Annotated in this window: 14 protein-coding genes; 7 read left to right on the forward strand and 7 right to left on the reverse strand. The window is 49.8% G+C overall.

The window, feature by feature from the left end:
• Window positions 1-3: 3 nt before the first annotated feature.
• From A1WG_RS01215 to A1WG_RS01205, 3 genes are all read right to left on the reverse strand, one after another.
• Entirely contained in the window at window positions 4-3,111 is a 3,108-nt protein-coding gene (locus A1WG_RS01215; protein ID WP_001516482.1) for an efflux RND transporter permease subunit, read from the reverse strand.
• Complete coding sequence (locus A1WG_RS01210) at window positions 3,111-4,232, reverse strand: efflux RND transporter periplasmic adaptor subunit (RefSeq protein ID WP_001516483.1); 1,122 nt, start codon at window positions 4,230-4,232, stop codon at window positions 3,111-3,113. The genes A1WG_RS01215 and A1WG_RS01210 overlap by 1 nt, the downstream gene beginning before the upstream one ends.
• 148 nt (window positions 4,233-4,380) lie before the next feature.
• Entirely contained in the window at window positions 4,381-4,947 is a 567-nt protein-coding gene (locus A1WG_RS01205) for a TetR/AcrR family transcriptional regulator (protein WP_000202112.1), read from the reverse strand.
• A gap of 423 nt (window positions 4,948-5,370) precedes the next feature.
• Here A1WG_RS01205 and fabI point away from each other — a divergent pair, with 423 nt between their 5' ends.
• From fabI to rnb, 3 genes are all read left to right on the forward strand, one after another.
• Window positions 5,371-6,159 (forward strand): enoyl-ACP reductase FabI, encoded by a 789-nt coding sequence (fabI, locus tag A1WG_RS01200; protein ID WP_000506507.1) that lies wholly within the window; start codon window positions 5,371-5,373, stop codon window positions 6,157-6,159.
• A 142-nt stretch (window positions 6,160-6,301) separates the two neighbouring features.
• Window positions 6,302-7,441 carry a CMD domain-containing protein gene (locus A1WG_RS01195; RefSeq protein WP_001516484.1) on the forward strand — a complete coding sequence of 380 codons (1,140 nt, stop codon included), beginning with the start codon at window positions 6,302-6,304 and terminating at the stop codon, window positions 7,439-7,441.
• A 67-nt stretch (window positions 7,442-7,508) separates the two neighbouring features.
• Window positions 7,509-9,443 carry an exoribonuclease II gene (rnb, locus tag A1WG_RS01190; protein WP_001516485.1) on the forward strand — a complete coding sequence of 645 codons (1,935 nt, stop codon included), beginning with the start codon at window positions 7,509-7,511 and terminating at the stop codon, window positions 9,441-9,443.
• Between the two features lie 62 nt (window positions 9,444-9,505).
• On the opposite strand, the gene A1WG_RS0122555 is transcribed toward rnb, so the two are convergent.
• On the reverse strand, window positions 9,506-9,628 hold the full coding sequence (locus A1WG_RS0122555) for a hypothetical protein (protein WP_000323866.1): 123 nt from the start codon (window positions 9,626-9,628) through the stop codon (window positions 9,506-9,508).
• Window positions 9,629-9,681: 53 nt separating this feature from the next.
• Here A1WG_RS0122555 and pdeR point away from each other — a divergent pair, with 53 nt between their 5' ends.
• Complete coding sequence (gene pdeR / locus A1WG_RS01185) at window positions 9,682-11,667, forward strand: cyclic di-GMP phosphodiesterase (protein ID WP_000849463.1); 1,986 nt, start codon at window positions 9,682-9,684, stop codon at window positions 11,665-11,667.
• Here the strand turns inward: pdeR and A1WG_RS25040 are convergent.
• The gene (locus A1WG_RS25040) at window positions 11,649-11,777 is read right to left on the reverse strand and encodes a hypothetical protein (protein WP_214678595.1); all 129 of its coding nucleotides are present in this window, start codon (window positions 11,775-11,777) and stop codon (window positions 11,649-11,651) included. The two genes, pdeR and A1WG_RS25040, sit on opposite strands and share 19 nt — an antisense overlap.
• Window positions 11,778-11,815: 38 nt before the next feature.
• On the opposite strand from A1WG_RS25040, the gene yciZ reads away from it, so the two are divergent.
• From yciZ to osmB, 3 genes are all read left to right on the forward strand, one after another.
• Window positions 11,816-11,989, forward strand: a complete 174-nt coding sequence (yciZ, locus tag A1WG_RS01180) for a YciZ family protein (protein ID WP_001288366.1) — start codon at window positions 11,816-11,818, stop codon at window positions 11,987-11,989.
• An 88-nt stretch (window positions 11,990-12,077) separates the two neighbouring features.
• Window positions 12,078-12,827, forward strand: a complete 750-nt coding sequence (locus A1WG_RS01175; RefSeq protein WP_001088603.1) for a DNA-binding transcriptional regulator YciT — start codon at window positions 12,078-12,080, stop codon at window positions 12,825-12,827.
• A gap of 268 nt (window positions 12,828-13,095) precedes the next feature.
• Window positions 13,096-13,314 carry an osmotically-inducible lipoprotein OsmB gene (gene osmB / locus A1WG_RS01170; protein WP_000498252.1) on the forward strand — a complete coding sequence of 73 codons (219 nt, stop codon included), beginning with the start codon at window positions 13,096-13,098 and terminating at the stop codon, window positions 13,312-13,314.
• Window positions 13,315-13,441: 127 nt separating this feature from the next.
• On the opposite strand, the gene yciH is transcribed toward osmB, so the two are convergent.
• Complete coding sequence (gene yciH / locus A1WG_RS01165) at window positions 13,442-13,768, reverse strand: stress response translation initiation inhibitor YciH (protein ID WP_001516486.1); 327 nt, start codon at window positions 13,766-13,768, stop codon at window positions 13,442-13,444.
• Complete coding sequence (gene pyrF / locus A1WG_RS01160; RefSeq protein ID WP_001516487.1) at window positions 13,768-14,505, reverse strand: orotidine-5'-phosphate decarboxylase; 738 nt, start codon at window positions 14,503-14,505, stop codon at window positions 13,768-13,770. The genes yciH and pyrF overlap by 1 nt, the downstream gene beginning before the upstream one ends.
• Between the last annotated feature and the right edge of the window lie 42 nt (window positions 14,506-14,547).

Genomic DNA, 14,547 nt, shown 5'->3' on the forward strand with positions numbered 1-14,547 from the left:
AACTTACTCCTGACGGCGCGGTTTACCGGCAAACAAACGTTTAACCAGCACAAAAAACAGAGGAACGAAGAAGATGGCCAGTAATGTAGCGGTCAGCGTACCGCCAATAATGCCCGTACCAATGGCGATGCGGCTGTTCGCACCTGCACCGGTCGCCATCGCCAGCGGCATAACCCCCGCAATAAACGCCAGCGAGGTCATGATGATTGGACGTAAACGGGTCTGCGCCGCGCGTAATGCCGCACGACTCAGGGAATAGCCCTCAGCAACCGCCGCTTCGGCAAATTCCACAATCAGAATGGCGTTTTTCGACGACAAACCGATAGTGGTTAATAGCGCCACCTGGAAGTAAACGTCGTTGTTTAAATCACGCATCCAGGCCGCCAGCGCCGCACCGAGCAGCCCCAGCGGGATCACCAGAATGACCGAGAACGGAACTGACCAACTTTCGTACAGTGCTGCAAGGCAGAGGAAAACCACCAGAATAGAGACCGCATACAGACTCAGTGCCTGACCGCTGGCCAGTTTCTCCTGCAATGACAAGCCACTCCAGGCCCAGGTTGTCCCTGCCGGAAGGTTGTTTGCCAGAGCTTCCATTTTTGCCATCGCGTCGCCAGAACTAAAACCACTCGCGTTTTCCCCCTGAATTTCATAAGCCGCGGAGCCGTTGTAACGCACCAGTTTTTCCGGGCCATAGATCCAGCGCGTAGTAGCAAAAGCAGAGAATGGCGTTATGGCGTTATCGCTACCGCGCACAAACCATTTCCCTAAGTCTGACGGCGCAGAACGAAACTCACTGTCGCCCTGAATGTAGACTTTTTTCACACGGCCACGGTCAATAAAGTCATTCACATAAGTACCGCCCCACGCGCTGGCCAGCGTATCGGTGACATCACTTAAACTCAAACCCAGCGATACAGCTTTATTGTTATCAATATCTACCTGCAATTGCGGCATTTGCGGCAGGTCATTGGCACGTACAGAAATCAGCTCGAGGCTTTGATTAGCCTGTTCAATCAACTTGTTACGCATTTGAAGTAAGGTTTCACGGTCAGTAGCACCACTTGCCATTAATTCAAACGTAAAGCCATTGCTATGCCCCAGACCATCAACCGCAGGTGGAGTCATGGCAAATACCGTAGCATCACGAATTGCCCCCAACTCTTTGGTTGCCCGTAAGGCAATGGCCTGGGCGGTATTTTCTGCACCCTTACGTTGTGACCAGTTTTTCAACGAGACAAACGCCATCCCGGTGTTCTGCCCGCTACCACTAAAACTAAAACCATCAACGGTAAAAATGACATCAGTGTTTGCTTTTTCGTTTACCAGGAACCAGTCAACAATCTGGCGGTTTACTTCTGCTGTACGAGCTGCGGTCGCTCCGGCTGGCAGCGTGTACTGCACCATGATTTCGCCCTGGTCTTCAGTGGGTAAGAAACTGCCCGGCAGTTTCCACATCATCAGAGCCATTCCACCGCCCAGCACGACATAGACACCCATAGCCCGCACCGCACGACGCAAAACATAAAGGACGCCATGCTGGTACTTTTCTTCAGTACGACGGTAAAAGCGGTTGAATGCGCCGAAAAAACCTTTTTTATGCGGTGGAACATGATGGAGGACAGAACCACAAAGCGCAGGAGTCAGCGTTAATGCGGCCACCACGGAAAGCAGCATGGCGGAAATAATGGTTATCGAAAACTGACGATAAATTACCCCCGTAGATCCCCCAAAGAACGCCATTGGCAGAAATACGGCAGACAGTACCAGAGCAATAGCAACCAGAGCGCCAGAAATTTCGCCCATTGATTTTTCCGTTGCTTCACGCGCAGGCAGTCCTTCGTCACGCATAATACGTTCGACGTTCTCCACCACTACAATGGCATCGTCCACCAACAGGCCGATCGCCAGTACCATTGCAAATAACGTCAGGGTATTAATCGAATAGCCAAACAACGCAAGAACGCCAAACGTCCCCAGCAAGACGACCGGCACGGCTAACGCCGGGATCAGCGTAGCGCGCAAGTTTTGCAGGAATAAATACATCACACAAACCACCAGTACGATGGCTTCAAACAGCGTCTGAATTACGTCCTCTACGGAGATTTTAATAAATTCAGTGCTGTCTTTTGGGTAAGCGATGTCGTATCCCTGTGGCATGTTGCGCTGAAATTCTGCGATTTTATCCTTTACCAGCGTCGCCGTGTTTAACGCATTCGCTCCCGGTGAGAGCATCACGGCTACCCCTGCGGCCGGATGACCGTTCAACTTACTGATGGCGTTATAATCTTCGCTACCCATCTCAACGCGAGCCACATCCTTGATGCGAACAACCGCGCCGTCTGACTGGCTTTTAACAATAATATTTTTAAATTGCTCAACGGTTTGCAGGCGTGACTGAGCACGAACTGTTGCCGTCAATTGTTGCGTGTTCGATGACGGTAAAGCACCGATTTTCCCGGCAGTAACTTGCACGTTTTGCGCTTCAATTGCACTTTGTACATCGGATGGCATCAGCGAGTATGAGGCCAGTTTGGCTGGATCAAGCCAGATGCGCATCGCATATTCAGCCCCAAAAACTTGCAGACTCCCTACGCCTTCAACACGCGCCAGCGGGTCCTGAAGATTACTCACCAGCCAGTCAGCAATATCGGAACTGGTCGCTTTGTCGGTAGTGTCATATACGGCAGCAATCAGCAAAAAGTTGCTTTGTGATTTCTCCACCGTGACACCGGTTTGCTGTACTTCGCTCGGTAAACGTGACTCCGCCTGCTGTATTTTATTTTGTACCTGCACCTGCGCGGTATCAGGGTCAGTGCCTTGTTCAAACGTCACATTAATACTGACTGAGCCATCCGAACTACTGGTGGAACTGAAGTAGAGCAAATTATCCAGCCCGGTAAGTTGTTGTTCGATAACCTGAGTTACGCTGTTTTCCAGCGTTTCGGCAGAAGCACCGGTATAAGTAGCTGAAATTCTGATGGTCGGCGGCGCAACATCAGGATATTGCGCGACGGGTAATGTGCGAATGGCCAGAATCCCCGCCAACATAATCAAAATGGCGATAACCCAGGCAAAGACGGGTCTGCGAACAAAAAAACGCGAAAACATCAGGCATTGCCTCCATTAGCCTGAACCTCAACGGCCTTGACGGTCTGCCCTGAAGTTACTTTGGCGGAACCTTCGACAATCAGTCGGTCACCGTTGTGCAGGCCGTTCAACACCAGCCATTTATCACCGTAGGTTTCTCCCGTTTCGAGCGTGCGCTGCTCTACTTTATTGTCTTTATTCACCACCAGCGCGGTAGCATTACCTTTAGCATCACGCGTAACACCTTGTTGCGGCGCGAGAATAGCGTTTTCCATCACGCCTTCATCGACACGAGCGCGAACAAACATACCCGGTAACAACTGCTGCTGTGGATTAGGGAAAATCGCCCGTAATGTCACCGAACCGGTAGATTCATCAACGGCCACTTCGGTGAGTTCCAGCCGACCTTTTTCGCTATACGTTGTACCATCTTCCAGGATAAGTGAGACGCTCATGGTATCGCTGTTGGTTGCCAGCGACTGTTTGCGCAGACGCAGTAAATCGACACTGGAGCGAGTGAGATCAACGTACATCGTTTCCAGACCACGAATAGTCGTTAACGCCGTATCCTGCGACGCGGTTACCAGTGCGCCAGGCGTCACCGACGAAATGCCTATGCGCCCGGAAATCGGCGCGGTGACCGTGGTCCAGTCAAGATTAATTCGCGCGGTTTCCAGTGCAGCTTTTTTCGCTTCTACACTGGCTTTATCTTGTGCACAGGTAGACTGAGCATCATCAGCATCCTGTTGTGACACGCCGCTATCTTTCACCAGTCGGGCATAACGCTGCGCTTTCTGGCAATCGGCTTTTACCAGTGCCTGCGCCTGTTGCAACGCAGCACGGGCTTCATTCCATGCCGCCCGATAACTGGCCGAATCAATCTGGTAGAGCGGCTGTCCGGCCTTAACCAGATCACCTTCCTTAAACAAGCGTTTCTGGATAATTCCCCCAACCTGCGGACGTACTTCAGCACTGAGTGCCGCACTGGTGCGCCCGGTTAATTCACTGACTACAGAAACCGGTTGAGATTTGAGCGTAACAACGCCCACCTCTGTTTCCGACGGGGATGAATTGTTATTTTGCGTATTATCACAACCAGATAAGAGCAGCATTGCCACTACAGACGTTGCTATATACTTCATTATTTTCTCCAGGGTGAACAATACCCTCCTCATTAAAATTAATGAGGATATGTCAGGGATATTCAGATATAACGAACCCGCATCGCGAAATAAATTTCGCAATGAAATAAGGGGGATTAATATCCCCCGCTATCGGTTAATTCTGTTCTTATTTATTTATCAACATACTAATAATATCCTGATATATTTCCTGCAGACGTTGTGGATCGCTTTTTTGCGGTGTTAAACGACGATAAACCGTACCTTCCATCATAGTGGCGAGCACCTCAACGCAACAACGAATGTGCTCATCGCTAAGATGGGGATGCATTCTTTTCATATGCGCACAACCGTTAGCGAACATTCTGGCGTCAGCTTCCTCGAGCATTGCCATCACCCGCGGGTTGCGTGTTGCTTCTGCAGCCACTTCCAGCATCAACGCGTCGTCGTCTTCATTTAAGGATTTCCGCAAGGCAAGGACTTCCGGGAAGCGATCGGTACGCGCGTCAATGTCCATCTGAGCAATACGAAAGTCGATGATACGGCGAACCATCTCTTCAATAATGGCGTCTTTATTGGCGAAGTAACGGTAGATCTGCCCGACGCTAAGCTGAGCTTCGCTGGCAATTTGCGACATACTGGCGGCATGAAAACCGCAGCGATGAAAACACCGACGGGCGGCGTTGATGATTTCATCCTGGCGCTGTTTGTGACGTATCTCCAGCTTGCTAGTCATTTCTGTCTCCTGGCCTTCCACTTAGTGAGAATGATCATTCTCATTTTGGCTAATTATACGTTTCTCCAAAGTAATGGAAAGTATTTTTATCTTATTCATGATGCATATTCTGATAATGAAGAGATTGTGGAGATTCTGTGAAGATGGTTGAAATATTACGTTGATGTCAGTTCATCAGAGAAAGGCAGCGACGTGTTGTCGCCAGATTCTATGAGATATTCCCATAACCTGCCCCTGAAGATGTCAGGATCAGATAGAACAAAATGTTCTGTACTGTAGCTTCTCCCCCGTACAGAAAGCGCAACTATAGCCACCCACAGCCAGGTTGATTATAATAACCGTTTATCTGTTCGTACTGTTTACTAAAACGACGAATCGCCTGATTTTCAGGCACAACAAGCATCAACAATAAGGATTAAAGCTATGGGTTTTCTTTCCGGTAAGCGCATTCTGGTAACCGGTGTTGCCAGTAAACTGTCCATCGCCTACGGTATCGCTCAGGCGATGCACCGCGAAGGAGCTGAACTGGCATTCACCTACCAGAACGATAAACTGAAAGGCCGCGTAGAAGAATTTGCCGCTCAATTAGGTTCCAGCATCGTTCTGCAGTGCGATGTTGCCGAAGATGCCAGCATCGACACCATGTTCGCAGAACTGGGTAAAGTCTGGCCGAAATTTGACGGTTTCGTACACTCTATTGGTTTTGCACCTGGCGATCAGCTGGATGGCGACTATGTTAACGCCGTGACTCGTGAAGGCTTCAAAATTGCCCACGACATCAGCTCTTACAGCTTCGTTGCAATGGCAAAAGCTTGCCGTTCTATGCTGAATCCGGGTTCTGCCCTGCTGACTCTTTCCTATCTGGGCGCTGAGCGCGCTATCCCGAACTACAACGTTATGGGTCTGGCGAAAGCGTCTCTGGAAGCGAACGTGCGCTATATGGCTAACGCGATGGGTCCGGAAGGTGTGCGTGTTAACGCCATCTCTGCTGGCCCGATCCGCACTCTGGCCGCTTCTGGCATCAAAGACTTCCGTAAAATGCTGGCACACTGCGAAGCGGTTACTCCGATTCGTCGTACGGTTACCATTGAGGATGTGGGTAACTCCGCAGCGTTCCTGTGTTCCGATCTCTCTGCCGGTATCTCCGGTGAAGTGGTTCACGTTGACGGCGGTTTCAGCATCGCTGCAATGAACGAGCTGGAACTGAAATAATCGTTCTGTGGGTAATGATGGGCGGCGTTGCGCCGCCCATTTCTCTGTTATACCTTTCTGATATTTGTTATCACCGATCCGTCTTTCTCCCCTCTCCGCCTTGCGTCAGGATAACGATTTCCGTTATGACCAAGGAACGCCCATGGAACAACGCCACAGTTCAGGCAAAAGCCACTGGTATCACGAAACGCAATCCAGCACTGCAGAACATGACGTTCTGCCTCTGGTTCCGGAAGCTGCACAGGTTACCGATCCTTTTCTGCTCGACGTGATCCTTGACGAAGAAACACTTGATCCCTTTCATTCGTGGCTGATCCCGGCGCGTACTCTTGCTGTAGAGCTATTTCCCAATCAGCTTGCGGCGACCCGTTTACAGACATTCACCGCCTATGAACGCCTGTCGACCGCTCTGACCGTTGCTCAGGTCTGCGGCGTCCAGCGTTTATGCAACTACTATTCCGCGCGTCTGACACCGCTTCCCGGACCAGACTCCTCCAGGGAAAGTAATCATCGTCTGGCACAAATCACGCAATATGCCCGTCAACTGGCCGGCTCTCCATCGATTATCGACAACCGATCGCGCCAGCATCTTCACGATGTCGGGCTTACCGCCCGGGACTGTGTGATTATCAATCAAATTATTGGTTTTGTTGGTTTTCAGGCGCGAGCAATTGCGACTTTTCAGGCTTATCTTGGACAACCTGTACGCTGGTTACCCGGTCTGGACGTGCAAAGCTACGCTGACAGCTCACTTTTTGCTGAAGTATCAACCGGCTGGCGTGCCTGCTACGAAGGGGAAAAATTCTCTGGAGAGCAAGAGACGAATGCTCTCCTGTTGCCAGGCTCTGAACTTCGCCAACTGGCAGCAATCCTGAATCTGCATCCTGCCTCGTTTTCACTCTTTGTGGCGTTGTTATCCAGCTCGTTGGTAACAACAAAATCCAGCCATCAACTTGCTGCTTTACTCAGCGCACGAATTAACGGCAGTGCTGCCTGTTTCACCTCTCTCATACATTCAACATTTGAATATAAAGAAGCAATATCCATTCTGCGTCAGGGCGAAAACGAAATAAACCAGTGGGCTGACTGCCATTTTGTTGAGCGTGCCACGGTTCAGGCGATACAATGGCTGACACGAGCACCCGATCGCTTTAGCGCCGCCCAGTTTAGCCCGTTACTCGAACATGAAACATCATCAGCGCAGGTTATCAATCTGCTGGTATGGAGCGGGTTTTGTGGTTGGATAAATCGCTTAAAAATCGCGTTGGGTGAGACACATTAACCTTGCTGCGTCAGGCAGAATCGCGTAAAACTGTCAGCCGCTCTAATGGCCACCAAAATAGACAATTATGTTTCAGGACAACCCGCTGCTAGCGCAGCTTAAACAGCAACTGCACTCCCAGACGCCCCGCGCTGAAGGGGTGGTAAAAGCCACTGAAAAAGGCTTTGGCTTCCTGGAAGTCGACGCACAGAAAAGTTATTTCATTCCGCCGCCGCAGATGAAAAAAGTCATGCATGGCGACCGAATTATCGCGGTGATCCACAGTGAAAAAGATCGTGAATCCGCAGAGCCAGAAGAACTGGTTGAACCGTTTCTGACTCGTTTCGTGGGTAAAGTTCAGGGCAAGAATGACCGTCTGGCCATCGTGCCTGATCATCCACTCTTAAAAGACGCTATTCCTTGCCGCGCTGCCCGCGGGCTGAATCATGAGTTTAAAGAAGGCGACTGGGCGGTTGCCGAAATGCGCCGCCATCCGCTGAAAGGCGATCGTTCTTTCTACGCCGACCTGACTCAATACATCACTTTTGGTGATGACCACTTCGTGCCCTGGTGGGTAACCCTGGCGCGCCATAATCTGGAAAAAGAAGCACCAGATGGCGTCGCCACCGAAATGCTCGATGAGGGTTTGGTTCGTGAAGATCTCACCGCGCTGGACTTTGTCACCATCGACAGTGCCAGCACGGAAGATATGGATGATGCCCTCTTCGCGAAGGCGTTACCGGATGACAAACTGCAGTTAATTGTCGCAATTGCCGATCCAACCGCGTGGATTGCCGAAGGCAGCAAGCTGGACAAAGCAGCGAAAATTCGCGCATTCACCAACTATCTGCCGGGCTTCAACATCCCGATGCTGCCGCGCGAGCTTTCTGACGATCTCTGCTCACTGCGTGCCAATGAAGTGCGCCCGGTACTGGCATGTCGGATGACGTTGTCTGCTGATGGCACCATTGAAGACAACATCGAATTTTTTGCCGCTACCATCGAATCCAAAGCCAAACTGGTTTATGACCAGGTTTCCGACTGGCTGGAAAACACCGGCGACTGGCAGCCAGAAAGTGATGCGATTGCCGGACAAATCCGCCTGTTAGCGCAAATTTGCCAGCGTCGCGGCGAATGGCGTAATAACCATGCGTTGGTGTTTAAAGATCGCCCGGATTACCGTTTTATTCTCGGTGAAAAAGGTGAAGTGTTGGATATCGTCGCTGAACCACGCCGTATTGCTAACCGTATTGTCGAAGAAGCGATGATCGCCGCTAACATTTGTGCGGCCCGCGTGCTGCGCGATAAGCTCGGTTTCGGTATCTATAACGTGCATATGGGCTTTGATCCGGCAAATGCCGAGGCGCTGGCAGCATTGCTGAAAACGCATGGCCTGCATGTTGATGCCGAAGAAGTGCTCACACTGGACGGTTTCTGCAAACTGCGTCGTGAGCTGGATGCGCAACCGACTGGCTTCCTCGACAGCCGCATTCGCCGTTTTCAGTCTTTTGCGGAAATCAGCATCGAACCGGGTCCTCACTTTGGCCTCGGTCTGGAAGCGTATGCCACCTGGACTTCACCAATTCGCAAGTATGGCGACATGATCAACCATCGTTTGCTGAAAGCGATCATCAAAGGCGAAACGGCGACGCGTCCGCAGGATGAGATCACCACCCAAATGGCAGAGCGTCGTCGTCTCAACCGGATGGCAGAACGTGATGTCGGGGACTGGTTGTACGCGCGTTTCCTGAAAGACAAAGCGGGCACTGACACCCGTTTTGCGGCAGAAATCGTCGATATCAGCCGGGGCGGTATGCGTGTGCGTCTGGTCGATAACGGCGCTATCGCCTTTATCCCTGCACCGTTCTTACACGCCGTGCGCGATGAGCTGGTTTGCAGTCAGGAAAACGGCACCGTACAAATTAAAGGTGAAACAGTTTACAAAGTAACCGACGTTATCGACGTCACCATTGCCGAAGTACGCATGGAAACCCGCAGCATTATTGCGCGCCCTGTCGCGTAATCTCTTTTTACGGCCCATTCATTACGGATGGGCCGTTTGCCTTTCCCTTCCCCCACATTCGTTTATCTCAGCAGATTTTTTTTAATGACATCCGTTTGAAAACTGGCGTTTTCCCAAAACTGGATTACAAATAAATATATAAAAAAAACAATACGTTTAACCGCCATTAATTTCATGTAAGCCATATGAACCGTTCATTTAACTGCGGGACTCCGCTGTTAACCGGAGGGTATGCATCATGAAAACCATTAGGGAGTCCACAACGTTGTACAACTTTCTCGGATCGCACAACCCATACTGGCGGTTGTCGGAAAACAGTGATGTTTTGCGTTTTTCCGCCACCGAAACAACGGAACCTGAACGTACTCTGCAGTTATCTGCCGAACAGGCTGCTCGTATCCGGGAAATGACGGTTATCACCTCCAGCCTGATGATGAGCCTGACAGTCGATGAGAGTGATCTTTCTGTTCATCTGGTGGGACGAAAAATCAATAAGCGTGAATGGGGTGGAAACGCGTCAGCATGGCATGACACACCGGCGGTAGCTCGTGATTTATCACACGGACTGTCCTTTGCAGAACAAGTGGTTTCTGAAGCCCACTCTGCAATAGTGATTCTGGACAGTCGGGGAAATATCCAGCGTTTTAACCGGTTATGTGAAGAGTACACGGGGCTGAAAGAACACGATGTCATCGGGCAAAGTGTGTTTAAACTGTTTATGAGTCGTCGTGAAGCTGCGGCATCCATGCGCAATAACCGTGGATTTTTTCGAAACGGCAATGCATATGAGGTAGAAATCTGGATACCCACGCGTAAAGGCCAGCGGCTGTTTCTGTTTCGCAACAAATTCGTGCATAGCGGCAGCGGCAAAAATGAGATCTATTTAATCTGCTCCGGCACCGATATCACCGAAGAACGCCACGCCCAGGAGCGCTTGCGAATTCTGGCTAACACCGACAGCATTACAGGGCTGCCGAATCGTAACGCTATGCAGGAATTAATCGATCACGCCATTAATCAGGTGGATGAAAGTAAAGTCGGCGTGGTTTATCTCGATTTAGACAATTTTAAAAAAGTGAACGATGCCTACGGGCATTTGTTTGGCGACCAGTTGTTACGCGAGGTTTCACTGGCCATTTTAAGCTGTCTTGAGCCGGATCAGGTACTGGCGCGCTCTGGCGGCGATGAATTTCTGGTACTCGCACCAAACACCTCACAAAGTGCCCTGGAAGCAATGGCATCGCGGATTTTGACCCGCCTGCGTCAGCCTTTTCGCATTGGTTTAATCGAAGTTTATACTGGCTGTTCGATCGGTATTTCACTTTCACCGCAACATGGCCCAGACAGTGCGGCAATTATTCGCCACGCCGATACGGCAATGTACAGTGCCAAAGAAGGCGGTCGAGGGCAATTTTGCGTTTTTTCACCGGAAATGAATCAACGGGTATTTGAATATCTGTGGTTGGATACCAACCTGCGTAAAGCACTGGAAAACGATCAGTTAGTTATTCACTATCAACCGAAAATCACCTGGCGCGGTGAAGTGCGCAGTCTGGAAGCTCTGGTGCGCTGGCAGTCGCCCGAACGCGGACTAATTCCCCCACTGGACTTTATTTCCTATGCGGAAGAGTCCGGTCTGATTGTGCCTCTGGGTCGTTGGGTTATTCTTGACGTCGTTCGCCAGGTGGCAAAATGGCGAGATAAAGGCATCAATCTTCGGGTGGCAGTCAATGTCTCAGCACGCCAACTCGCTGATCAAACTATTTTCACTGACCTGAAACAGGTACTCCAGGAACTTAAATTTGAGTATTGCCCTATTGATGTCGAGCTGACTGAAAGCTGCCTGATTGAAAACGACGAGCTGGCGCTTTCCGTTATTCAGCAATTCAGTCAATTAGGCGCACAGGTTCACCTGGATGATTTCGGCACTGGCTACTCTTCCCTTTCTCAACTGGCACGATTTCCTATCGATGCCATTAAACTCGACCAGGTTTTTGTCCGTGATATTCACAAACAACCTGTCTCACAGTCGCTGGTACGGGCAATTGTCGCCGTAGCTCAGGCCTTGAACCTGCAGGTTATTGCCGAAGGCGTAGAAAGCGCAAAAGAAGATGCTTTTTTAACCAAAAACGGCATCAATGAGAGACAAGGATTCTTGTTTGCCAAACCGATGCCCGCCGTAGCGTTTGAACGCTGGTATAAACGTTATCTGAAACGCGCATAAAGAGACGAATATATATATTTAACGGTATATAATTCCATTACATATCGTATTCGTGAATGATAATTAACCTTTGCCGTTAAGCACTTCTCTTTTAGCGGCAATTTTTGCATTATTTATTTTCACCTTTTTTGCCTTAAGGATACCCTTGATGTCTGAATTTGATGCCCAGCGCGTTGCCGAACGTATTGATATTGTGTTAGATATCCTTGTGGCAGGCGATTACCACTCTGCGATCCATAATCTTGAGATACTTAAAGCAGAACTCTTGCGCCAGGTTGCTGCATCTACGCCAGACATCCCGAAGGCACCATGGGAGATTTAACAATCGTGCTTTCAGTTTTCCCTATTTAAGGATGCCCGGCGCGTCAGCATTTTTTATTGAGTATTATAACGTTATAAGAATTACAGCGATGAATTCCCGACAACAAACTATTCTACAGATGGTCATTGACCAGGGTCAGGTTAGCGTAACCGATCTGGCGAAAGCCACTGGAGTTTCCGAAGTTACTATCCGCCAGGATCTCAACACCCTCGAAAAACTTAGCTATCTACGCCGTGCACATGGTTTTGCTGTTTCGCTTGATAGCGATGATGTCGAAACCCGTATGATGAATAATTATACGCTGAAACGTGAACTCGCTGAGTTTGCCGCCTCACTGGTTCAAGCGGGAGAAACCATCTTTATCGAGAATGGCAGCAGTAATGCCCTTCTGGCCCGCACATTGGGTGAGCAAAAGAAAAATGTCACCATCATTACGGTCAGCAGCTATATAGCGCATTTATTGAAAGACGCCCCTTGTGAAGTCATTTTACTTGGCGGTGTGTACCAGAAAAAAAGCGAAAGTATGGTTGGTCCTCTGACACGTCAGTGTATCCAACAGGTGCATTTCAGTAAGGCATTTATTGGTATCGATGGCTGGCAACCTGAAACCGGGTTTACAGGTCGCGACATGATGCGTACCGATGTGGTCAATGCTGTACTGGAAAAAGAGTGCGAAACCATTGTCCTGACTGACAGCTCAAAGTTTGGTGCCGTACATTCTTACTCCATCGGCCCTGTTGAGAGAATCAAACGCGTTATAACCGATTCAAAGATTAGCGCCAGCGATCTGATGTCTTTGGAACACAGTAAATTAATCGTTCACGTCGTTGACATATAATCACTTTCCTTCCTTACGGATGATTTGCTCTAACGCAAATCATCCGCACTAAGATGATTCCTGGTTGATAATTAAGACTATTTACCTGTTATTAACACCCTAACGTTATAAACTTATTATCAGCGATATAACAGGAAGTCACTATCACCTGCGTGATATAACCCTGCGCGCGAGAGGATTTCACGGAATAATTTTACATGGCCTATTCTGAACTATTATAGTTATAGAGAGCTTACTTCCGTGAATCATAAATTCAGGAGAGAGTATTATGTTTGTAACGAGCAAAAAAATGACCGCGGCTGTTCTGGCAATTACACTGGCAATGTCTCTAAGCGCCTGTTCTAACTGGTCTAAACGGGACCGAAACACCGCAATCGGTGCAGGTGCAGGGGCTTTAGGCGGTGCAGTACTGACTGATGGCAGCACGCTGGGTACATTAGGTGGTGCAGCAGTTGGTGGTATTATCGGTCACCAGGTCGGTAAATAATCGTAAATAAATGTCGATTAGCAACTCGCTATTATAATACGCTTGACTCTGTTCAGTACGAAATAACTGAATAATACACACAGTGAAATAAACGAAAGCCACGAAAATATTTCCGTGGCTTTTTTTGTTAACCGCCTGCGAGTTTTACCTTCATCCCTTTCGCTTCAAGCAGTGATTTTAATAAATCACGCTTATCCCCCTGGATTTCGATAATTCCATCTTTTACTGCCCCGCCGCAGCCGCATTTTTTCTTCAGTTCAGCCGCCAGCTTTATCAGTTCGGCATCATCGAGATCGACGCCGGTAATCAGGCATACGCCCTTACCTTTACGCCCACTGGTTTGCCGTTGGATGCGCACCACTCCGTCGCCTTTTGGTCGTACAGGGGTCGCTTTGGGTTCATCAATACGTCCAGTTTCCGTTGAGTAGACCAGACGGCTGTTAGAATCACTCATCATGCACTCCGTTGTAACGAGGTGTTGATCGCTTTCAGCGTTTGCGCCGGGGCCGCCGATTGCGTTACCGGGCGACCAATCACCATATAATCAACACCTGCCGCCAGCGCCTGTTCCGGGGTCATAATGCGGCGCTGATCGCCAGCGTCGCTCCCCTGCGGGCGAATACCCGGCGTCACCAGTTTGAAATCCTGACCAAATGCTTGTTTAAACCGCACAGCTTCCTGGGCTGAACACACAACACCGTCAAGGCCGCATTTTTGCGTCAGCGCCGCCAGACGCTCTGCATAATCTGCCGGTGACAGTGTCACACCAAGATCGGCCAGATCGCTGGCTTCCATACTAGTGAGTACAGTCACAGCGATTAATAGCGGCGCATCTTTGCCAAACGGAACCAACGCCTCACGTGCTGCGGTCATCATACGTGCGCCGCCAGAGGCATGAACGTTTACCATCCACACGCCTAAGTCAGCCGCCGCTGCCACGGCGTGCGCTGCGGTATTGGGAATATCGTGGAATTTCAGGTCGAGGAAGATATCAAAACCACGTTGTTGCAGTTCACGAACAAACTGCGGCCCAAACAGGGTAAACATCTCTTTGCCTACTTTCAGACGGCAATCGCGTGGGTCGATCTTGTCGACAAACGCCAGCGCAACGTCACGATTATTATAATCAAGGGCAACAACAACAGGAGAATGAGTAACAGCGCGGGAAGGAGATGAAGCAGTTAACGTCATGACCAGACCTTCTTGATGATGGGCACCGGAAGTGGCGCAAAA

The organism is Escherichia sp. KTE96 (assembly GCF_000408525.1).
GTDB lineage: Bacteria > Pseudomonadota > Gammaproteobacteria > Enterobacterales > Enterobacteriaceae > Escherichia > Escherichia marmotae.

What these genes read in the sequence shown, in the direction of transcription:
- fabI (WP_000506507.1), top strand. Translation starts at nt 5,371, where the DNA reads ATGGGTTTTCTTTCCGGTAAGCGCATTCTGGTAACCGGTGTTGCCAGT.
- A1WG_RS0122555 (WP_000323866.1), bottom strand. Translation starts at nt 9,628, where the DNA reads ATGGCTTACATGAAATTAATGGCGGTTAAACGTATTGTTTTTTTTATA.
- A1WG_RS01205 (WP_000202112.1), bottom strand. Translation starts at nt 4,947, where the DNA reads ATGACTAGCAAGCTGGAGATACGTCACAAACAGCGCCAGGATGAAATC.
- A1WG_RS01210 (WP_001516483.1), bottom strand. Translation starts at nt 4,232, where the DNA reads ATGAAGTATATAGCAACGTCTGTAGTGGCAATGCTGCTCTTATCTGGT.
- A1WG_RS01215 (WP_001516482.1), bottom strand. Translation starts at nt 3,111, where the DNA reads ATGTTTTCGCGTTTTTTTGTTCGCAGACCCGTCTTTGCCTGGGTTATC.
- A1WG_RS01175 (WP_001088603.1), top strand. Translation starts at nt 12,078, where the DNA reads ATGAATTCCCGACAACAAACTATTCTACAGATGGTCATTGACCAGGGT.
- pdeR (WP_000849463.1), top strand. Translation starts at nt 9,682, where the DNA reads ATGAAAACCATTAGGGAGTCCACAACGTTGTACAACTTTCTCGGATCG.
- yciZ (WP_001288366.1), top strand. Translation starts at nt 11,816, where the DNA reads ATGTCTGAATTTGATGCCCAGCGCGTTGCCGAACGTATTGATATTGTG.
- rnb (WP_001516485.1), top strand. Translation starts at nt 7,509, where the DNA reads ATGTTTCAGGACAACCCGCTGCTAGCGCAGCTTAAACAGCAACTGCAC.
- pyrF (WP_001516487.1), bottom strand. Translation starts at nt 14,505, where the DNA reads ATGACGTTAACTGCTTCATCTCCTTCCCGCGCTGTTACTCATTCTCCT.
- A1WG_RS01195 (WP_001516484.1), top strand. Translation starts at nt 6,302, where the DNA reads ATGGAACAACGCCACAGTTCAGGCAAAAGCCACTGGTATCACGAAACG.
- osmB (WP_000498252.1), top strand. Translation starts at nt 13,096, where the DNA reads ATGTTTGTAACGAGCAAAAAAATGACCGCGGCTGTTCTGGCAATTACA.
- A1WG_RS25040 (WP_214678595.1), bottom strand. Translation starts at nt 11,777, where the DNA reads ATGCAAAAATTGCCGCTAAAAGAGAAGTGCTTAACGGCAAAGGTTAAT.
- yciH (WP_001516486.1), bottom strand. Translation starts at nt 13,768, where the DNA reads ATGAGTGATTCTAACAGCCGTCTGGTCTACTCAACGGAAACTGGACGT.